Origin of the sequence: Klebsiella sp. GW_Kp181 (assembly GCF_040062315.1) — a bacterium.
Classification (GTDB): Bacteria; Pseudomonadota; Gammaproteobacteria; order Enterobacterales; family Enterobacteriaceae; genus Klebsiella; species Klebsiella oxytoca.
Genome location: NZ_JBEAFR010000058.1, coordinates 25,245 through 44,424 on the forward strand (window position 1 = coordinate 25,245; position 19,180 = coordinate 44,424).

A 19,180-nucleotide genomic window follows, 5' to 3' on the forward strand; every position below is an offset into this window, starting at 1 on the left:
AGCAACAAGTAAAAAATTCGAAAAACTCGGCAGGAGTGAACTAATAAACTGAAATGCATGTTATGAACAGAATTATATTCTGCAATGGATATTATGTTTAGATCGAAAGATCGTAAAATCAGTTAATTACGATCTTATTCACTGCGGTTGCTTTGATTAATGGCAAAGTATGCTTTTATATGAAATCGGTTTTATATTGATCTAAGTCAATAAATTGTGCCTTATTGTGCTCTTTTTCTCAAAAAAGGCTACGTGCGCTATTTAAGGTTATGCGCAAGTAGAATAACGCAAAAGCAAACGATTTAGATGAAAAACCATCCATGTCAATAAATGGTTTCTACCATATTTAGTAGGTATTGATGTGTATCATTTAGCTTCAGATAATAGCTACATTTAACGCACGATATAATTGATATTTATTTCTTTCGTCGGCCCGTAAAAACGCAAGGTCGGCATTCAGGAAGGGGGCTTTGCCTGCGGAGGCTGCAAAAAAGAAATACGCTAAATGGATGAGCAATAATGCTTGCGATAAATCTTAATTCGCTATAATGAACGAAAAATCGACTAATCCTTTACGCCTCGTTTGATAAAATAATTTATTTAAGCTCATGGGGTTAGCAGGCGTAAAATTAGCCGGAAATAGCAGACTCTGTTGCCTGGTAAATTGTCACTACGGCAAGCATTAATAACTGTTCATAAGGCATCAGAGTGATAGGCGAGGCCATTGCGATGATGGGATTCAGGGCGCTGTCGGATTCTGCGCCATGGTGTCTGCGTTTGCACATTTATCAACAGCGGGACTTAGGTTATGCTGCAGGTTCTTGTTGTTTAAATGTTAAGGCAAAGGAATGGGGCTGTTGATAAAAGCGCTGCTCGGCGCGCTGGTCGTCGTGTTGATCGGCGTACTTTCTAAAACGAAGAATTACTATATCGCCGGCTTGATTCCGCTCTTTCCCACTTTCGCCCTGATTGCGCACTATATCGTTGCCAGCGAGCGAGGGATCGAGGCGCTGCGAACCACCATCGTATTCGGGATGTGGTCGATCATTCCGTACTTTATCTATTTGCTTTCGCTATGGTATTTCACCGGCATCATGCGCCTGCCGTTTGCTCTGGCAGGCGCGGTGGTGTGCTGGAGCCTGTGCGCGTGGCTGTTGATTATCGGCTGGAGCCGTTTTCACTAGCGCAGATGTCGTCCGCCGTCGACGGCAAACGAGCGCCCGGTAACGTAGTGACTGCCGAAGAGATACTCGATCAGATCAACGATCTCTTTTTCACCCGGCGCGATTTTCATCAGCGATTTGTCGAGGGCCTGTTTGCGGTACTCCGCATCATCGCCTTCATTAAATAAAATCAGCGATGGGGCGATGGCATTAACTTTGATTTCCGGCGCCAGCTTACGAGCGAACGAGCGGCTCATATTATCCATTGCCGCCTTGCTGGCCGCATAGGCAATATGCTTGTCGCTGCCGCGCTCCACGACGTAGTCGGTAATGTGAATAATATCGCTGGCGGCCTGTCCGTGACCGCGTAGCAGGCTCTCCAGCGCATGGTTGAGCAGGTAAGGGGCGTTGACGTGAATTTGCATCATGCTGGCGAGCACCGTGGTTAACGGGATCCCCGGTTTTTCAGCCATCCAGCCGCTGGCGTTATGAATGACGGCGCGCAGGCCGGCGGCGGCCTGCGCTTTTACTTCTTCGGCGAACGCCAGAATGCTGTCGTCAGTGCTGAAATCCGCGTGCAGACAAACGGCACCCGCATTACGCAGTTCGTCGATGGCCGGATACCATGTGCGGTAGCTGATCATAACGGGCTGCTGCCGGGCCAGAAAATGGCGAGCCAGGGCGAGACCGATGCGACGGCCTCCACCGGTAATCAGGATCGGGCGAGGCTGGATGTCAGCCATGGGTATCTCCTATGAGTTCAGCGGCAGGGTAACCGCTTACCCTACCAACATCCACGTTGCCGGTACGGCGGCAACCAGCAAAAAACCAATTAATGCCAGGTCACGGCGTTTAAGCGGGCGATCGTGCTGGTGTGTACGACGGGCATACAGGAACACCAGAAGACCCGGAGCGTAAAGTATCACTGACAACAATAAATGCACAGGGCCGGACGCATATAATAACCATAAGCCATAAATGCAGGCTCCGACGCCTACCGCCTTGTGCAGCGGACGCCGGGCAATCTTCAGCAGAAATGCGCCGACCAGAAAATAAGGGACCAGAATCATCTCTGAGGCGATCGTCAGCAGCGTGTTGTAATCCGAGCCGGTCAACCAAATCAATACCAGTGAAGCCTGCACGCTGATATTGGTGAGCCACAGCGAAGACGACGGCGCATTGTTTTTGTTGGTGCGCGCGAACAGACGCGGAAAGGCTTTATGGGTTGCAGCCAGGTAGGGGACTTCCGCCGCCATTATCGTCCAGCTCAGGTAAGCGCCGCAGACGGAGATAATCAGCCCGGCAGCGATCACGATCTCGCCCCACGGGCCCATCATTTGCACCATCAGCCCGGCCATTGACGGATTGCGTATTTCCGCCAGCTCGCTCCGCGGTACGACGCCTAAAGAGAGAAGCGTCACCAGCAGGTAGACCGCCAGCGCGGAGAGTACCGCCAGCAGCGTTGCGCGTCCGACATCCCGTTTATTACGCGCGCGAGCGGAAACCACGACCGCGCCTTCCACGCCGATGAATACCCACAGGGTGATCAGCATGGTGTTTTTCACCTGCTCCCATACCGGCACGCCCAGCGCCAGACCGCTAAAATCAATCCGGAAGGTCTCCATGCGAAACGCAAAGGCGGCCAGCGCGACAAATGCGCCGAGCGGCAGCAGCTTGGCAAGCGTCGCGGCGAGATTGATACCCGCCGCCGTCTGGACGCCGCGCAGCACCAGGAAATGGACAATCCACAGCAGCGCGGATGCGCCGACGATAGCTTGCCAGGTGTTGCCATCGCCGAACAGGCGTAGCTCGGGAGTATCGGTAAAAAAGCTTAGCGCCGAGAACACGATAACCAGATAGGAAACATTCGCGATAACCGCGCACAGCCAGTAGCCCCAGGCGGAGCAGAAACCAATCAGTTCACCGAAGCCTTCGCGGGCGTAGGTAAATATGCCGCCATCGAGGTCGGGGCGGATGCGGGTAAGCAGCAGCATAGCGAAGGCGAGGAACAGGATCCCCACGCCGGTAATGCCCCAGCCAATCAGCAGCGCGGAAGGACTGGCGACGGCCGCCATGTTTTGCGGCAGACTGAATACACCCGCGCCCAGCATCGAGCTGAGTACCAGCGCGGTCAGGGCGCTAAGGCCCAGTTTCTTTTCCATGGCGTTCCCGAGGTGACAATCATCAATCTAAGAATATTTATTTGGCGGAATCGCATAAAAATGGAGGATTACGCTAAGGCGCGGGATTTTACGGAGTGTTTTGTATGCATGCAATGGAGATAAATGAAAAAAAAAGAAAAGGCGACAGATCGCCGCCTTTTTGTTCAGTTCAGACGCCGTTATTTATACAGGTCGGCGCTGATAGTGATGTTGCCACCGCGCTCCTGCCACTGGCGTGTGATGTGATAGTACTTCGCGCCTTTCTTCGCGGCGCGCTTAGCCGTCTGGTAGGAGATTTCCGTCATGTTACCGAAATTACCGGTGAACTTGATGCTGTCATAAGGAACCATCTGCGCGGCGGTAATTTTGTTCACTTCCTCAACTTTGGTGCCGTCCGGGAGCGTGACGGTGTAACGTCCACCTTTAGAGGATTGCGTTTCAAAGAAACGGCCTACGCCAGTGCCGGAACCGACCGCTGCGGTCGTCGCAACGCCCGGAATTTCCACTTTCTTAGCCGCTTCTCCGCCTTCTGCCAGCGCGGCGCGTCCGGCTTCTGAATCGGCCGGGATCGCATCCGGGCTTTGCAGAACGCGCTTTTTGGCATCCGCTTTGTAGATATAAGCGGTGATACGCTGGTTGCCGCCCTGGTTAGCATCAACCTGGCGCACGATAAAGAAAGAGGCGGCGCCCTTGGCCTTAGCCGCTTTAGTGATGGCGTCGTTGACTTCCGGCTGGCTGCGGTAGAAACCTTGCACGGTAACGGTATCGAACGGTTCCAGCTCAACGGCCTGGTCTTTCGGTAATTCCATCACGCCGTTGATAATGCGATTTTTAGGCGCGTCGGCCTGCGGGGCGTTTTCTTTATAAAAATCGGCCGTTACGCGCAGGTTGCCGCCGCTGCCAAAATCAGACGTGTCGACAACATAAAAGGAAGCTGCGCCTTCTTTGTCCGCTTTACGGGAAACTGCCTGCACGGCGTCGCCAATGGCGTTAAAACGACCGGTGACCACTACGCGATCGTAGGGCTTCAGCGCCGCCGCCTGCTCCGGGGTCAGCTCGGTCGCTGCGTGGGCAGACAACGCGGTTGTAGCCAGAAGAGCAGACGCCAGGAGTGAGTTCTTAAGCTTCATAAAAATAATCCTTTGCCTTGCGCAAACCATGTACTGGTGTTGTTGTTGACTGAAAACGTTTGATTATTGCATTTATCGTGAGTGACTGTCTGCGTCAATTTTCAGTTGTCGCTCTAAACGTATAGTGCAGAAATATAACATTTTTCGATATGTTGAAAAAACAGCCGCTTGACCAGCAAAATCGATAATCAATATCACTTTCATAAGTTAACGTAATGTTAATACTATGATCCAGATGGCGATAAATGGTGAATTAACCCCTCATCCAGGCGAATTATCAGGTGCTGGCATGAAAATGAGGTAAATATTGCTGCCTGACACGGTTAGCCGTGCGTTTTACCAATAAAATCAAAATTTCTGTTTTATCGCTGTAGATCACAATCGGTATTTTCAGTAGGTTATAAAAAGTTTGTTACTGTTTCATTTTTTCAGACATATGTTGCCAGGCGCGTTCATCCGCCTTCGCAACGGTCGTTTGTAAGAAAAGTAAACCATCATCAAAAACCGATGGAAGGGAAAACTATGCGTATTGGTGTACCAAGAGAGAGACTCGCCCTGGAAACCCGGGCCGCCGCAACGCCGAAAACGGTGGAGCAGCTGCTGAAACTCGGGTTCAGCGTCGCGGTAGAAAGCGGCGCCGGTAAACTGGCCAGTTTCGACGACGAAGCCTTCGTTCAGGCTGGAGCGGAGATCGTGAGCGGTAATGACGTGTGGCAGTCTGACGTCATTCTGAAAGTTAACGCCCCTGATGACGATGAAATTCTGCTGCTGAATCCGGGCACGACGCTGATCAGCTTCATCTGGCCCGCGCAAAATCCGCAGCTGATGGAAAAACTGGCGGCGCGGAATATTAACGTGATGGCGATGGATTCGGTGCCGCGTATTTCGCGCGCGCAGTCGCTGGATGCGTTAAGTTCGATGGCCAACATCGCCGGCTACCGCGCGATTGTTGAGGCCGCCCATGAGTTTGGTCGCTTCTTTACCGGGCAGATTACCGCAGCAGGTAAAGTTCCTCCTGCGAAGGTAATGGTCATCGGCGCAGGGGTTGCCGGGCTCGCGGCCATCGGTGCGGCGAACAGCCTGGGCGCGATTGTCCGCGCGTTCGATACCCGCCCGGAAGTCAAAGAGCAGGTGCAGAGTATGGGCGCCGAGTTCCTTGAGCTGGATTTTAAAGAGGAGGCGGGCAGCGGCGACGGTTATGCCAAAGTCATGTCCGAAGCCTTTATCAAAGCCGAGATGGCGCTCTTTGCCGCGCAGGCCAAAGATGTTGATATTATTGTCACCACCGCCCTGATTCCGGGCAAACCGGCGCCGAAGCTGATCACCCGCGAAATGGTTGACTCCATGAAACCGGGCAGCGTAGTGGTGGATCTGGCATCACAAAACGGCGGCAACTGCGAATACACCGTACCGGGCGAAGTGGTCACCACCGCTAACGGCGTGAAGATCATCGGTTATACCGATCTGCCGGGACGTCTGCCGACGCAGTCGTCGCAGCTGTACGGCACTAACCTGGTTAACCTGCTTAAACTGCTGTGTAAAGAGAAAGACGGCAATGTCGTTATCGATTTTGATGATGTCGTTATCCGCGGCGTTACCGTGGTTCGCGAGGGTGAAATCACCTGGCCCGCTCCGCCCATTCAGGTTTCTGCTCAGCCGCAGGCGGCAGCGAAAAAGGTTGAAGCGCCAAAAGCAGAGGAGAAACCGAGCTCGCCGCTGCGCAAGTATGCGCTGATGGCGCTGGCGATTATTCTGTTCGGCTGGCTGGCAAGCGTCGCGCCGAAAGAGTTTCTCGGCCACTTTACCGTCTTCGCGCTCTCCTGCGTGGTCGGTTATTACGTAGTCTGGAACGTCTCCCATGCGCTGCATACGCCGCTGATGTCGGTCACCAACGCCATCTCCGGCATTATCGTCGTCGGGGCATTATTGCAGATAGGCCACGGCGGCTGGGTCAGCTTTCTGAGCTTTATCGCGGTGCTGATCGCCAGCATTAATATTTTTGGTGGTTTCACCGTCACTCAGCGCATGCTGAAAATGTTCCGCAAAGGATAAGGGGTAACAAATGTCTGGTGGATTAGTTACAGCTGCATACATTGTTGCCGCGATTCTGTTTATTTTTAGCCTGGCGGGGCTTTCCAAACACGAAACCTCCCAGCAGGGCAATTACTACGGTATTGCCGGGATGGCGATTGCGCTGGTGGCGACCATTCTGGGGCCGGACAGCAGCAACGTCGCGTGGATCCTGCTGGCGATGGTCATCGGCGGCGCTATCGGTATTCGTCTGGCGAAGAAAGTCGAAATGACCGAGATGCCGGAGCTGGTGGCGATTCTGCACAGCTTCGTTGGCCTGGCGGCGGTGCTGGTTGGCTTTAACAGCTATCTGCAGCACGAAACCGGTATGGAACAGATTCTGGTCAATATTCATCTGACCGAAGTGTTCCTCGGCATCTTCATCGGTGCGGTCACCTTTACGGGTTCCGTGGTTGCCTTTGGCAAGCTGTGCGGCAAGATGTCCTCTAAGCCGCTGATGCTGCCGAACCGCCACAAGCTGAACCTGGCGGCGCTGGTCGTATCCTTCCTGCTGCTGATCGTCTTCGTGCGTACCGACAGCATTGGCATGCAGGTGCTGTGCCTGCTGGTGATGACCGTCATCGCGCTGGCCTTTGGCTGGCACCTTGTGGCCTCCATTGGCGGCGCGGATATGCCGGTGGTGGTGTCAATGCTGAACTCCTACTCCGGTTGGGCGGCGGCGGCGGCGGGCTTTATGCTCAGCAACGACCTGCTGATTGTCACCGGTGCGCTGGTGGGTTCTTCCGGTGCGATTCTGTCTTATATCATGTGTAAGGCGATGAACCGTTCGTTCTTCAGCGTTATTGCCGGTGGTTTTGGTTCTGACGGTACGGCGTCCACAGGAGATGAAGAAGTGGGCGAGCATCGCGAAATCAGCGCTGAAGAAACCGCTGAGATGCTGAAAAGTTCCCAGTCGGTCATTATCACTCCGGGCTACGGCATGGCGGTTGCGCAGGCCCAGTATCCGGTAGCGGAAATCACCGAACGACTGCGCGCGCGCGGAATCAAAGTCCGGTTTGGTATTCATCCGGTCGCCGGACGTCTGCCGGGCCATATGAACGTCCTGCTGGCGGAAGCGAAAGTCCCGTATGACATCGTGCTGGAAATGGACGAGATCAACGATGATTTCTCCGACACTGACACCGTGCTGGTTATCGGCGCTAATGATACCGTTAACCCGGCGGCGCAGGACGATCCGGGCAGCCCAATCGCCGGTATGCCGGTGCTGGAAGTGTGGAAAGCGCAGAACGTGATTGTATTTAAGCGTTCAATGAACACCGGCTATGCTGGCGTACAGAACCCGCTGTTCTTCAAAGAGAACACCCACATGCTGTTTGGCGATGCCAAAGCCAGCGTCGATGCGATTCTGAAAGCGCTGTAGAGTCAGGTCTTTTAAAACTTGTGCTTCTTAAGCCGTCTCTTCTGAGACGGCTTTTTTATATAGCCAGCGAAGCCATGATTTGCTCATAAAATCATCAGTTCAGAGTGATATAATACGCCTGTTTTTCACCCAAACTGAGGATATTATGGATACCGAGTTAACCCCCACGCAACTGGCTATCGAATTTCTGCGTCGTGACCCCGCTGCACTAACCCCCGCGCAGTATCTGAAAAAGCTGAAACTACTGGAACTTGAGTTTGCTGATTTGATGGCGCTCTCATCCATGGAGCTTAAAGAAGAGATCGATCACGCCTGGCGTTTAGGTATCCACTAACGTTTTCGTTACCGATATAACTGTTGAAATAAGGGCCATGAGGCCCTTTATTTTTGCTATCGACATTGCAAAAAAATCCCCCGCGCGGGCGGGGGATGATTGTTATGACAGCGATAAACGGCGCTGGTTAATCGTCTTCTTCGTCATCAAGCTCAACCGGCGTCTGATACTGATCCGGTTTCAGCGCCAGCAGATCGCAGCGCAGGTGGTCGATTACCTGTTCAGCGGTATTGCCGAGGAAGGCCGCTGAAAGCCCGGTACGGCCAATCGTACCCAGCACCACGATCCCCGCCTGGAGATGCTCCGACAGGTCTGGAATGACCTCTTCAGGTAACCCTTTTTCAACATGAGTACGGTTTTCATCGATGCCGAATTTCTGCCGCAGCGCTTTCATGGCCAGCAGGTGCTGGCCGCGAATGGCGTCGTTGTAGACGCTGGGGTCAAAATCCGGTAGCTCAATGGCAATATTGATAGGCGTAACCGGATAGGCGCCCACCAGATGGACCTCAGTATGGTTAACCTGTTCCGCCAGCTCAATGGTTTCTCTTACCAGCTTTTCATTGAGCGCGTTGTGGTAGTTCTCTTCACTGGCGAGATTAACCGCCACCAGCGCTTTGCCGCCTTCCGGCCACGGCTGATCTTTAACCATCCAGACCGGGCACGGACATTTGCGCAGCAGATGCCAGTCCGTAGGCGTGAAAATCACCGCTTCCAGCTTGTCGTGCTGGTGCGCCATCTTCAGAACCAAATCATGCTTCTCGCTTATGATTTCCTGAATAATGGCTTCGAAGGGGCGGTTATGCCACACCACTTTGATGTCAATGGGTACGCCGGACTCAATATAAAATTTGGCCTGCTCGCGAATCCAGGCGGTACGCTGCCCGATTACGCCCTGGCGCATAGCGGTACGCTCGTCCGGGGAGAGCAGTGTGGTCATTTCATAGGAAAAATCATAGATCGGCAAAAAGGCTTTGATGCGTCCACCAATCCGTTGGTGCAGATACACCGCACGCCGCAATGCAGGCTGGTCGTCCTGATTGGGGTCGATTACTACCAGCATGTTCTGATACTTCGCCATACAGGGTCTCCTTACAACTGTAACTACAGTCTGTAATTAAAAAGATAACCTATATGGATGAAAAGAAACAGGGGATAAGCCTGGCCAGATCAACAAATGAGAAAAAAATTCGCGATCTGGCCGGATAGGAAGGAACTATCAGGCGACGTTGCGGGCCTGACCAGCAAGCTGCGCCAGCAGGTCGCTGTTTTCGATGGTGATGTATTTTCCTTTAACCGCCAGCATACCGCTTTTCTGGAAACGACCCAGCAGGCGGCTGATGGTTTCAACCGTCAGGCCCAGATAGTTGCCGATATCGCCGCGCGTCATGGTGAGGCGGAACTCACGCGGGGAGAAACCACGCTGTGCAAAACGGCGAGACAGGTTGTAGATGAAGGCCGCCAGGCGCTCTTCTGCGTTCTTTTTAGAAAGCAGCAGGATCATATCCTGATCGCCTTTGATCTCACCGCTCATCAGACGCATCATCTGCTGACGCAGATTCGGCATCTTGCCGGAAAGGTCATCCAGCGTTTCGAACGGAATTTCGCAGACCATTGAGGTTTCCAGCGCCTGAGCAAAGCTCGGGTGGTGGCCGGTGCCGATAGCGTCAAAGCCGACCAGATCGCCCGCAAGATGGAAGCCGGTGATCTGCTCATCACCCTGTTCGGTAATGGTGTAGCTTTTAATGGTGCCAGAACGAATTGCATACAGCGATTTCAGCTCATCACCGGCTTTGAACAAGGTCTGTCCTTTCTGGATAGGCTTTTTCCGCTCGATAATGTTATCAAGCTGATCAAGCTCATGCTCGTTCAGAGTAAAAGGGATGCAAAGCTGGCTAATGCTGCAATCCTGGCAATGGATTGCACAACCGCCAGACTGAATGCGTCGTATAATTCGCTTTTCCGGGATCATAAGTCTGCTCAGGCTTTAATTGATATTGGTCAATTTTAACATCTTTTTGGTGAGCAGGTAAGCCTCGAACCTCTGAAACACGTAATATTAAGAGGGTAAATCCATTTTGTTAGTTATCCATTTGATTATTAATAAGTTATCTGGCTAATTTGGATTGTAAAGTTACCGGAAACTTCCAAAAAAGCACTTACGGTCAAAGAAGCAGATACCCCTCATGGCGCAATAACCACTCTTTTCGCTGCACGCCGCCGGCATAGCCGGTCATGGTTCCGTTGCGTCCGATCACCCGATGGCAGGGCACCACTATGCTGACCGGATTTGAGCCATTAGCAGCGCCCACGGCGCGCGCTGCGCCCGGTCGACCCAGCGCCTCCGCCAGTTGACCGTAATGCATGACCTGACCGCAGGGGATAGTGCGCAGCGTTTTCCAGACTTCCTGTTGAAAAGGGGTGCCTGCGGTGGCGGTAGGAAGCGTATCAATAATGGCGAGATCGCCCGCGAAATAATCACTGAGCTTACTGCTCAGGTTACCGGGATTGCGGGAATCAACGCGTTGGTAACCTTCATGCCGATAATGAACATCCAGCAGTTGCTCCATGCGCTCGCGATGCTGATCCCACTCAACGGCCCGCAGGTTGAACTGCTCATCGCAAATCACCCAGAGCGGCCCCAGCGGGGTGTCAATTTTATCTTGTAGCAGCGTCAGCATCGGTAATCCTTCATCGAGGTTAGTTTGACAGGACATCACCATAGCATGAGGCGAGGTTGGCAAACTATACCCCGAAAAGGTCAACAGAGAGGGTCAACATGGACTATTAATTATGATGTGAGTAAAGCGATGTTTATTGCGGTATTCACTAACTGGCGCGCGGGCAATGCGATGTTATCCGGCGGCGAATTTTCCTGTACAGAGAGGGCTATTTACCGGCAGGCGCCGGTACTCTTTATGAATTGACTGGCATTCTTTGAGGCCATATTTCCTGGCGTTTCTTCGCTGTTTTTTCAACAAAGGTGGTGATATGCAATATATGATGACTGGCGTTGTAGTAGTGATTATCAGCGGCTTAGCAATTCATCTGATCTCTTTGGCGATTGAGGGCCTGTATAAAGTTATCCGTAACCGCACAACCTGGCGCTAACGTTTGGCGGCCTTCCCTGGCCTTTGGCGACGTTAAGGCAATCGCGGATAAATACCCGGACCGATAGGGAGTCCCGCGAGATACCAGACCACCAGCAACAGTAGCCAGACGACAAGGAAAATGAGTGGATAAGGCAAGACCAGCGAGTAGTAGGTCCCCAGTTTAGCCTCGGGCCGGTAGCGCTGTAAGAAGCCGAGAAATAGCGGCACAAACGGCGATACCGGCGCCAGCGGCAGCACCGATGAGTCGGCAATACGAAACAGAATTTGCGCGAATGCCGGATGAAAGCCCAGCAGCATAAACATCGGCACGAAGATCGGCGCCAGAATCGACCAGATTGCCGAACCGCTGGCGATGAACATACACAAAAAGGCGGATAGCAGCGCCAGGCCGACGAACGCCGGCACGCCGCTCATTCCCGCGCTCTCCAGCAGGTCCGTTAAACCGACGGCCATAAATTTTCCCATATTGCTCCAGTTAAACATGGCGACGAACTGGGCCAACGGGAAGACCATCACGATAAAACCTGCCATCTCTTTCATGGGTTCAATCATCAGCGGAGGCAGATCGGCCTGGCGGCGAATTTTGCCGGTGGCAATGCCGTAAGCCAGTGAGACGACGAAGAAGAAAAAGATGATGAGCGGGACGATCCCTTTTATAAATGGCGAAGGCATCACGGTATGCTTAATGGGGTCACGCAAAATACCGTTTTCCGGCACGACCATCAGCGCGATGACCGCCATGAATAACAGCGCGGCAATACCGGCCACGCGCAGGCCGAAGCGCTGTTCTGGCGTTAACGATTGCAGCGTTTCATCGCTTTTGCCTTGCCATTGACCTAAGCGCGGCTCGACCAGCTTATCGGTAATCAATCCACCGACCAGAGTGAGAACGATCACCGAAGTTGCCATAAAGTACCAGTTATCGATCACGCTGACGTGCAGCGAGGCGTCAAGGGTTTTGGCCGCTTCGGTACTGATTCCTGAGAGCAGGACATCGGTGGTGACGATGAGCAGGTTGGCCGTGAAGCCGCAGCCGACCCCGGCGATTGCCGCCAGCAGCCCGGCAACCGGGTGGCGGCCGACGGCGAGGAACATCAGGGCGCCTAACGGCGGCATAATCACCAGCGCGGCATCGGAAGAGATATGGCTAAAGAAGGCGATAAACAGCACCATATAGCTGGCGTAACGGGCGCTAACGTGTGATGACATTTTTGCCATCAGCGAAGGCAGCAGGCCCACTCGTTCAGCAAATCCAGCCCCCAGAACCAGAGCCAGAATGGCTCCCAGCGGCGCGAAACCGCTGAAGTTTTTAATCACGTTCGGCAAAAACCAATGTAATCCTTCAATGCTGAGCAGATTTTTCACCACCACTCGCGAGCCGTCGGTGGGGTTCTGGACGCTGACGTTCAGCGCCGACAGGATGGCGGTGGCGGCCATTAATACCACGATCAGATAGATAAACAGTAAAAACGGATGCGGGACCTTATTACCAATTTTTTCAACCCAGCCATAGAGCTTACCGGTGGGGGAAGGCGACGGTATGGATGACATACTCATGGGCGTTCCTCAGTTGTCGTTGTTGTGTTGTTTGTCTCTTAACCCCAGGGCGTGTCAGCAGTTGTTTTTTTGCGCTTAACGCGTTGCTGTACTCCATCCGGAGGTCTTTTATTATTTTAAAATCGAAGGTTTAACGTCCTGCGGGATCGGACACCGGTAGGGCCTTTCGGCTAAAACCTGTGCCAGTTCCTGCTGACTGGTAGTCAGTAGCGACCTGTCGCTGAACAAACGAATGGCCGTTGCAGCCAGTATTTTCCCCGCCAGAAGCATCCCTTTGTGAGCGATGGAGGTTCTGCCCTGGCTCACCAGTTGCCAGGTATGCAGCGGCGTCCCGACGGCAAAGCAGGGGCTGAAGCATTGGGCTACGGGAGCTTTCCAGCTTACGTCGCCGACGTCGGTAGAGCCCGCAAGGATGTTATCAGTAGCCGCCCACGGCGCCACTTCATCGATAAGGATCGTCTCGCGGTGGCGGCGGGCGAATGCTTTCCCCTTGTCTCCGCTGGTATCGGCAATGTTTTTCAGGCTGTTATGAATATCGTTAGCGCTTAAGGTCGCGCGAATTTCGGCGGCGAAAGCGCGCTCTTCCTCGCTCCAGTGCGGCGTGCCGTAATGGCATACCGCCTGATACATCGCCGCTTCCAGGGTGCGGTTGGGGAGATAGCTGGAACAGGCTTTTTCGAAGCGACAGCTGACGCTGGTCTCGGTCATCAGCGCGGCGCCCTGGGCGATTTTTTCGATCCGGGCGAAGATTTGCTGTGCGTCGGCCATTTCCGGGGCGCGAATGAGATACAGCACTTCCGCCTGCGCCTGAACAACGTTAGGAGAGACGCCGCCGGTATCGGTGATGGCGTAGTGCACCCGCGCCTTTTCGATAATATGTTCGTTAAGGAAGTTGCTGCCGGTGGTCATCAGCGTCACGGCATCCAGCGCGCTGCGGCCAAGATGCGGAGAGTTTGCCGCGTGCGCCGCGGTGCCGGTAAACCGCCATGCCGCCTGAATGTTGGCAAGGGTACTGGTGCTGAACATCCCGGCCCAGGCTTCCGGGTGCCAGGTCAGGGCGGCGTCGATGTCATCGAATAACCCCTCGCGGACCATAAAGGTCTTCCCGGAACCGCCTTCCTCGCCGGGACATCCGTAGAAACGAAGCGTGCCGACGCCGCCTTGTTGCAGCAGCCAGTTCCTGGCGGCGACCGCCGCGGCGAAAGCCGCCGTACCAAGCAGGTTATGCCCGCACCCGTGGCCGTTTTCCCCCGGCGTTGGAGATGCGGGCGCTGCGCAGTAAGCCTGCTGGTTGAGCCCCGCCAGGGCGTCAAATTCGCCGAGCAGGGCAATTACCGGTTGGCCTTCACCAAAGCTGGCGATAAAGGCGTTGGGGATCCCGCCCGCATTGCGGGTCAATTGAAAACCTTCCGCTTCCAGCGCATCGGCCAAACGCGCGGCGGACCAGAACTCCTGAAAGCGGGTTTCCGGATGATCCCAGATATCATCGGCAATGGCGCAAAAATCGTTGCGCCGCCCCTCAATAATGTCATCGACAAATTGATAAACCTGTTCCATTACACACCTCGCTGCCAGGGAAAGTTCAGGGCGATGCGCGCTAACGTGGCGACGGCCTGGGTCATCACGCTTTCGTCGAAATCGAATTTTTCGTTGTGGTGGCCAGCGCTCAGTTCCGTGCCGAATATCATGTATGAGGCGAGACCGCCGCGCTCCTGGACCCGGGCCATCATCAGGGTGGCATCTTCGGAACCCGCCGGGGCAGCGATACGATCGACGGCCTGCTTAACGCCGGGGACCTGCGCTGTCTGTTGACGCAGATAGTCCACCCACGCCGGCGACGGGGCGCTGGAGGTGGCCGCGCCCATCAGGTGCAGCTGGTAGCTGGCTGCATACATCGTCGCCGCGCCGGCGATAGCCTGCTTGGCCCGCTCAAATACGTACTGGTTAATAGCGTCGGTTTCGCCCCGGGTTTCGACTTTTAATAGCGCGGAGGAGGGAACTACGTTACGCCCGGTACCGGCCTGCATGACGCCGACGTTAACCCTTGATGCCCCGGCGCTATGTGGCGCGATGGCATGCAGGGCAAGGGCGGCTTGAGCCGCAGCCAGCAGCGCATTACGTCCATCTTCAGGTTTACCGCCAGCGTGGGCGGCGACGCCGCTGAACTGCACATCGAATTTGGTGGTGGCCATAAAGTTATCGCCGCCGCAAACGACGGTGCCGGCAGGGACGCCGGTACCGATATGAATGGCGGTGAAGTAGTCCACGTCATCAAGTACGCCCGCCGCCACCATGGCGCGAGCGCCGCGGGTACCTTCTTCTGCCGGCTGGAAAATCAGCTTAATCGTCCCGTTGAGCTGCGCGGCATATTCCTTGAGCACGTGCGCCAGCCCCAGGCCGATTGCGGTATGACCGTCGTGGCCGCAGGCATGCATCATGCCTTCGTTGCAGGAGGCAAAACGATCGCGATGCGGACGATGATTATCGTCGTGCTGCTCGTTGAGATCGAGCGCATCCATATCGACGCGAAACGCCAAAGTCGGCCCGGGCCGCCCGGTGTCGAGCGTCGCTACCACCCCGGCGAAGCCGCCTTCAAACGCAGGTAGCCAGCGCCCCGGTGCACCCTGGGCGCGAGCGCGCTGGAACGCCTGCGCCAGCGTCTCTTCATCAGGCAGCCCCATACGGCTATCGGCATCGATAACGTCGCGCCCCAGCGCCAGCTGATAACCCAGAGCGTCTAATATCTCCGCCACCTTGCTGGCAGTGCGGAACTCCAGCCAGCCGGATTCCGCATGCAGGTGAAAATCGCGACGCCATTCGATCATTTTTGGCGCCAGCTGGCGGATGAATTCATTAAGTTGCGGCATAACCTTTCCTGTCATAATCAAAAACTGTGATAGTGTTCACGAAGTGATAGCGTTTGCTTATCGCTATGCCCTTTCATGCATACTCACCCTTAACCTGCCACAGCATGATCGATTACAGTAGATGTCATTTTCTTCTGTCTGATAAACATTGGTTATCACTTGCGATATGTCATTTCAGATTAAATTTCATCAGATTCGCGCCTTTGTTGAGGTCGCGCGTGAAGGCAGTATTCGCGGCGCCAGTCGGGCGTTGGCGATTTCGCAGCCGGCATTAACTAAAGCGATTAAAGAGCTGGAAGAAGGGCTCTCCGCACAGCTGTTTGTGCGCCGTAGCCAGGGGGTGGCGCTGACTGAAAACGGCGAAAGCTTTTATCAACATGCGAGCCTGATTCTGGAAGAGCTACGGGCGGCGCAGGATGAGTTGCTGCAGCGCCAGGGAGAAAAGGCCGGGCAGATTAATATCGGCCTTGGCGCCAGCGTAGCGCGATCGCTGATGCCTTCGGTCATTTGCCGTTTTCATCAGCAGCATCCGCTGGTGAAGGTGCGGATTATGGAAGGTCAGCTGCTGGCGATGATTAATGAACTGCGGCAGGGTGAGCTGGACTTCACTATCAATACTTACTATCCCGGTCCGTACGATCATGAATTCAGTTTTGAGAAGCTATTTGAGAAACCCTTTGCGGTATTCGCCCGCGCCGGTCACCCGGCGGCAAAAGCGACTTCACTCAAGGCGTTGCTCGAACATCACTGGACGATGCCGACGCCGCGTGGCAGCTATTTCAAACAGTTACAGGAAATGTTTAACCAGGCCGGACTGGCGCCGAAAGTGGATATCGTTTGCGAGACTTTCTCTTCGTGCATCAGTCTGGTGGTGAAAAGCGATTTTCTCAGCATTCTGCCGGTAGAACTGGGTAACGACCCGATGATGGCGGATAAGCTGGTGATGATCCCCATCTGCGAAGCATTACCCAAAGCCACCTACTATCTGATTCAGCGCCGCGATATGCGGCAAACGCCTTTGACGGCATCATTAATCACCCTGTTTCGTCGCCAAAGCCGTCAACTGTTTCCCTAATCGCCTCGGGCCTCCGATTTGCCAGCATAAATGGCTAAACGCGTTGAGGAGGCGTCGTGAGGCGGCTATAGTACCCTCCCGGTAGTAGCTGGAGGAACGCGCATGAACCTTGACGACAAATCCCTATTTCTTGGCGCCATGGAGGACGTTCAGCCTCTGAAACGCAACAACGATGTTCACTGGCATCCCGAGCGGAAAACCCGCGTCGTACAGCGGGTTGACACCCTGCAGCTGGATAACTTTTTGACCACCGGTTATCTCGATATCGTGCCGCTGGCCACCGCGCTGGAGTTTAAACGCGAAGGGCTGCAAAGCGGCGTGCTGGAGAAGCTCCGGCGCGGCAAATATGGCCAGCAGGCGAGCCTTAATCTGCTGCGTCAGCCGGTGGAAAAGTGCCGACAGATGTTATTTGCTTTTGTGGTTCAGGCGCAAAAAGAGGGGCTGAGGAATCTGCTGATCGTTCATGGCAAAGGGCGCGACGACAACGCGCACGCCAATATTATCCGTAGCTACCTGGCGCGCTGGCTGGTGGAGCTACCGGAAGTCCAGGCGTTCTGCGCGGCGCTACCGCACCACGGCGGCAGCGGCGCCTGTTACGTGGCTCTACGAAAATCGCCCGAGGCTAAGCTGGAGAACCGGGAGCGCCACGCCAAGCGCAGCCGCTAGCGCATCAGCAGCGTTAATTCCCGGGCTGCCTTCTGGAGCTCGGGTAATACGCGTTCGAGCATCTCCTGGGCGGAAACCTGTCCGGCGTGCACCCCGACGTTCAGCGCCGCCTGAATCTGGCCCTGGGGATTAAACAGCGGTACCGCCAGCGAGCGCAGCCCCATCTCCAGCTCCTGATCGTTGAGCGCATAACCCTGCTGACGTACGCGTTTGAGCTCAGCGCGCAGCCTGGCGACCGAATCAACGGTTTGCGGGGTGTAGCGAATCATCGTAACCCGACCCAGCATATCGTTCAGCTTCTCTTCCGGCTGATAGCTCAGGAGCACGCGCCCCATTGACGTTGCCCATGCCGGCAGGCGGCTGCCGATGTCCAGGTCGATGGTCATAATTCGCGAGCTGGAGGCGCGGGCGATATAAAGAATATCGTCGCCGTCGAGGGTGGCGATAGAGCAGGATTCATTGAGCATTTCGCTTAAATGCTTGAGTACCGGCTGCGCCGAGCGCGCCAGCGGCGTGGAGGCCAGCCAGGCGTGGCCCAGCGCCAGAATTTTCGGCCGCAGCTGGAAATTTTTACCATCTTCGGCGTACACAAACCCCAGCTTGCTCAGCGTATACAGACAGCGACGTACCGCCGCGCGCGGAATGCCGGTTTTTTGACTGATTTGCGAAATAGAGAGCAGCGGGCGCTGCGGAGTGAACGCCTGGATCACTTCCAGCCCGCGCGCCAGCGAGGCCATGAAGTTGGGATCGCCCTTAAACGGCTCGCTATCGCCGGTCAATAAATCGTCTGGATGTTTCTCCATTTTCTTCTCCCAATTTGCCGTCGATCACATTCTTTCGCTAAACATACACGATGTTCGATTATCGCACCATATTTCGATTATCGCCCTTGACCAGCATCGTTAAGCGGGTCACATTTTGTGCGAACAACGAATAAAAGTGCGATTACCGCACATACGGGAGCGACCTGATGATTGATAAAAGCGTGTCGACGCTAAGTGATGCCATCGCCGGGATCCACGACGGGGCGACGATTATGATTGGCGGTTTTGGCCCCGCCGGCCAGCCAACGTACCTGATAGATGCCTTGATAGAACAGGGGGCCCGCGATTTAACCATTATCAACAACAATGCGGGCAATGGCGAAGTGGGACTGGCGGCGCTGCTGAAAGCCGGGCGGGTGCGCAAAATGATCTGCTCGTTCCCTCGGCAGGTTGACTCGCAGATTTTCGATGACCTCTATCGACGCGGCAAAGTCGAGCTGGAGCTGGTTCCGCAGGGGAACCTCGCGGCGCGTATTCAGGCGGCAGGGGCGGGCCTCGGCGCGGTTTTCACTCCAACCGGCTACGGTACGCCGCTGGCGGAAGGGAAAGAGACTCGCGAGATCGACGGGCGTCACTATGTGCTCGAATATCCTATCAAGGCCGACTTTGCGTTGATCAAAGCCCATCAAGGCGACCGCTGGGGAAACCTGGTATACCGCAAGGCGGCGCGCAACTTCGGCCCGATTATGGCGACCGCCGCGAAAACCACTATCGTGGAAGTCTCGCAGCTGGTGCCCCTCGGTAGCCTTGACCCGGAGAGCATCATTACCCCGGGCATTTTTGTTCAGCGCGTCTTCTCCCTGGAAAACCTGATTGCCGCTAAAAGCGCCTGAGGACCCCG

The 19,180-nt window shown here is 54.8% G+C and carries 17 protein-coding genes; 7 read left to right on the forward strand and 10 right to left on the reverse strand.

All coding sequences use genetic code 11. The features are described from left to right. The first annotated feature begins 848 nt into the window (after positions 1–848). Positions 849–1,184: a GlpM family protein gene (locus tag ABLV11_RS14215; protein ID WP_004102593.1), complete on the forward strand. Its 336-nt coding sequence runs from the start codon at positions 849–851 to the stop codon at positions 1,182–1,184. Here the strand turns inward: ABLV11_RS14215 and folM are convergent. The 3 genes from folM to ydgH all read right to left on the reverse strand — a co-directional run bounded on the left by folM (position 1,181) and on the right by ydgH (position 4,455). Continuing rightward, on the reverse strand, positions 1,181–1,906 hold the full coding sequence (gene folM, locus ABLV11_RS14220; RefSeq protein ID WP_016810119.1) for a dihydromonapterin reductase: 726 nt from the start codon (positions 1,904–1,906) through the stop codon (positions 1,181–1,183). The genes ABLV11_RS14215 and folM overlap by 4 nt on opposite strands. Positions 1,907–1,942: 36 nt before the next feature. Then, entirely contained in the window at positions 1,943–3,325 is a 1,383-nt protein-coding gene (locus tag ABLV11_RS14225; RefSeq protein ID WP_016810120.1) for an amino acid permease, read from the reverse strand. 179 nt (positions 3,326–3,504) lie between these two features. Further along, complete coding sequence (gene ydgH / locus ABLV11_RS14230; RefSeq protein WP_004102587.1) at positions 3,505–4,455, reverse strand: DUF1471 family protein YdgH; 951 nt, start codon at positions 4,453–4,455, stop codon at positions 3,505–3,507. Positions 4,456–4,977: 522 nt separating this feature from the next. Between ydgH and pntA the strand changes: the two genes are divergently transcribed. From pntA to ABLV11_RS14245, 3 genes are all read left to right on the forward strand, one after another. Continuing rightward, positions 4,978–6,507 (forward strand): Re/Si-specific NAD(P)(+) transhydrogenase subunit alpha, encoded by a 1,530-nt coding sequence (gene pntA, locus ABLV11_RS14235; RefSeq protein ID WP_070557515.1) that lies wholly within the window; start codon positions 4,978–4,980, stop codon positions 6,505–6,507. Between the two features lie 10 nt (positions 6,508–6,517). Further along, positions 6,518–7,906: a Re/Si-specific NAD(P)(+) transhydrogenase subunit beta gene (gene pntB, locus ABLV11_RS14240; protein WP_004102583.1), complete on the forward strand. Its 1,389-nt coding sequence runs from the start codon at positions 6,518–6,520 to the stop codon at positions 7,904–7,906. 145 nt (positions 7,907–8,051) lie between these two features. Next, on the forward strand, positions 8,052–8,240 hold the full coding sequence (locus ABLV11_RS14245; protein ID WP_004102581.1) for a YdiH family protein: 189 nt from the start codon (positions 8,052–8,054) through the stop codon (positions 8,238–8,240). A 127-nt stretch (positions 8,241–8,367) separates the two neighbouring features. Here the strand turns inward: ABLV11_RS14245 and uspE are convergent, their stop codons facing one another. From uspE to ABLV11_RS14275, 6 genes are all read right to left on the reverse strand, one after another. Further along, positions 8,368–9,318 carry a universal stress protein UspE gene (gene uspE, locus ABLV11_RS14250; RefSeq protein ID WP_004102579.1) on the reverse strand — a complete coding sequence of 317 codons (951 nt, stop codon included), beginning with the start codon at positions 9,316–9,318 and terminating at the stop codon, positions 8,368–8,370. A gap of 138 nt (positions 9,319–9,456) precedes the next feature. Further along, positions 9,457–10,209 (reverse strand): fumarate/nitrate reduction transcriptional regulator Fnr, encoded by a 753-nt coding sequence (gene fnr, locus ABLV11_RS14255; protein ID WP_004102577.1) that lies wholly within the window; start codon positions 10,207–10,209, stop codon positions 9,457–9,459. A gap of 193 nt (positions 10,210–10,402) precedes the next feature. Further along, complete coding sequence (gene ogt, locus ABLV11_RS14260; protein ID WP_134884026.1) at positions 10,403–10,918, reverse strand: methylated-DNA--[protein]-cysteine S-methyltransferase; 516 nt, start codon at positions 10,916–10,918, stop codon at positions 10,403–10,405. A 462-nt stretch (positions 10,919–11,380) separates the two neighbouring features. Then, positions 11,381–12,907 carry a p-aminobenzoyl-glutamate transporter gene (gene abgT / locus ABLV11_RS14265; RefSeq protein WP_017145760.1) on the reverse strand — a complete coding sequence of 509 codons (1,527 nt, stop codon included), beginning with the start codon at positions 12,905–12,907 and terminating at the stop codon, positions 11,381–11,383. Positions 12,908–13,018: 111 nt separating this feature from the next. Continuing rightward, on the reverse strand, positions 13,019–14,464 hold the full coding sequence (locus ABLV11_RS14270; protein ID WP_348855370.1) for a M20 family metallopeptidase: 1,446 nt from the start codon (positions 14,462–14,464) through the stop codon (positions 13,019–13,021). Next, positions 14,464–15,774, reverse strand: a complete 1,311-nt coding sequence (locus tag ABLV11_RS14275) for a M20 family metallo-hydrolase (RefSeq protein WP_024274262.1) — start codon at positions 15,772–15,774, stop codon at positions 14,464–14,466. The genes ABLV11_RS14270 and ABLV11_RS14275 overlap by 1 nt, the downstream gene beginning before the upstream one ends. Positions 15,775–15,940: 166 nt before the next feature. Here ABLV11_RS14275 and ABLV11_RS14280 point away from each other — a divergent pair, with 166 nt between their 5' ends. Both ABLV11_RS14280 and smrA read left to right on the forward strand, forming a co-directional pair. After that, on the forward strand, positions 15,941–16,849 hold the full coding sequence (locus ABLV11_RS14280; protein ID WP_004102561.1) for a LysR family transcriptional regulator: 909 nt from the start codon (positions 15,941–15,943) through the stop codon (positions 16,847–16,849). Positions 16,850–16,951: 102 nt separating this feature from the next. Further along, positions 16,952–17,515 carry a DNA endonuclease SmrA gene (gene smrA, locus ABLV11_RS14285; protein ID WP_123829692.1) on the forward strand — a complete coding sequence of 188 codons (564 nt, stop codon included), beginning with the start codon at positions 16,952–16,954 and terminating at the stop codon, positions 17,513–17,515. On the opposite strand, the gene ABLV11_RS14290 is transcribed toward smrA, so the two are convergent. Beyond that, positions 17,512–18,318 carry an IclR family transcriptional regulator C-terminal domain-containing protein gene (locus tag ABLV11_RS14290; protein WP_004102558.1) on the reverse strand — a complete coding sequence of 269 codons (807 nt, stop codon included), beginning with the start codon at positions 18,316–18,318 and terminating at the stop codon, positions 17,512–17,514. The two genes, smrA and ABLV11_RS14290, sit on opposite strands and share 4 nt — an antisense overlap. A 167-nt stretch (positions 18,319–18,485) precedes the next feature. On the opposite strand from ABLV11_RS14290, the gene ABLV11_RS14295 reads away from it, so the two are divergent. After that, positions 18,486–19,172 (forward strand): 3-oxoacid CoA-transferase subunit A, encoded by a 687-nt coding sequence (locus tag ABLV11_RS14295; RefSeq protein WP_004102556.1) that lies wholly within the window; start codon positions 18,486–18,488, stop codon positions 19,170–19,172. Positions 19,173–19,180 lie beyond the last annotated feature (8 nt).

Bases quoted from the DNA above. Each gene is read 5' to 3' on its own strand.
- ABLV11_RS14215 (WP_004102593.1), top strand. From the start codon at position 849: ATGGGGCTGTTGATAAAAGCGCTGCTCGGCGCGCTGGTCGTCGTGTTG.
- ogt (WP_134884026.1), bottom strand. From the start codon at position 10,918: ATGCTGACGCTGCTACAAGATAAAATTGACACCCCGCTGGGGCCGCTC.
- ABLV11_RS14245 (WP_004102581.1), top strand. From the start codon at position 8,052: ATGGATACCGAGTTAACCCCCACGCAACTGGCTATCGAATTTCTGCGT.
- ABLV11_RS14270 (WP_348855370.1), bottom strand. From the start codon at position 14,464: ATGGAACAGGTTTATCAATTTGTCGATGACATTATTGAGGGGCGGCGC.
- uspE (WP_004102579.1), bottom strand. From the start codon at position 9,318: ATGGCGAAGTATCAGAACATGCTGGTAGTAATCGACCCCAATCAGGAC.
- fnr (WP_004102577.1), bottom strand. From the start codon at position 10,209: ATGATCCCGGAAAAGCGAATTATACGACGCATTCAGTCTGGCGGTTGT.
- ABLV11_RS14295 (WP_004102556.1), top strand. From the start codon at position 18,486: ATGATTGATAAAAGCGTGTCGACGCTAAGTGATGCCATCGCCGGGATC.
- pntB (WP_004102583.1), top strand. From the start codon at position 6,518: ATGTCTGGTGGATTAGTTACAGCTGCATACATTGTTGCCGCGATTCTG.
- pntA (WP_070557515.1), top strand. From the start codon at position 4,978: ATGCGTATTGGTGTACCAAGAGAGAGACTCGCCCTGGAAACCCGGGCC.
- ABLV11_RS14280 (WP_004102561.1), top strand. From the start codon at position 15,941: ATGTCATTTCAGATTAAATTTCATCAGATTCGCGCCTTTGTTGAGGTC.
- abgT (WP_017145760.1), bottom strand. From the start codon at position 12,907: ATGAGTATGTCATCCATACCGTCGCCTTCCCCCACCGGTAAGCTCTAT.
- ABLV11_RS14290 (WP_004102558.1), bottom strand. From the start codon at position 18,318: ATGGAGAAACATCCAGACGATTTATTGACCGGCGATAGCGAGCCGTTT.
- ABLV11_RS14225 (WP_016810120.1), bottom strand. From the start codon at position 3,325: ATGGAAAAGAAACTGGGCCTTAGCGCCCTGACCGCGCTGGTACTCAGC.
- ydgH (WP_004102587.1), bottom strand. From the start codon at position 4,455: ATGAAGCTTAAGAACTCACTCCTGGCGTCTGCTCTTCTGGCTACAACC.
- smrA (WP_123829692.1), top strand. From the start codon at position 16,952: ATGAACCTTGACGACAAATCCCTATTTCTTGGCGCCATGGAGGACGTT.
- ABLV11_RS14275 (WP_024274262.1), bottom strand. From the start codon at position 15,774: ATGCCGCAACTTAATGAATTCATCCGCCAGCTGGCGCCAAAAATGATC.
- folM (WP_016810119.1), bottom strand. From the start codon at position 1,906: ATGGCTGACATCCAGCCTCGCCCGATCCTGATTACCGGTGGAGGCCGT.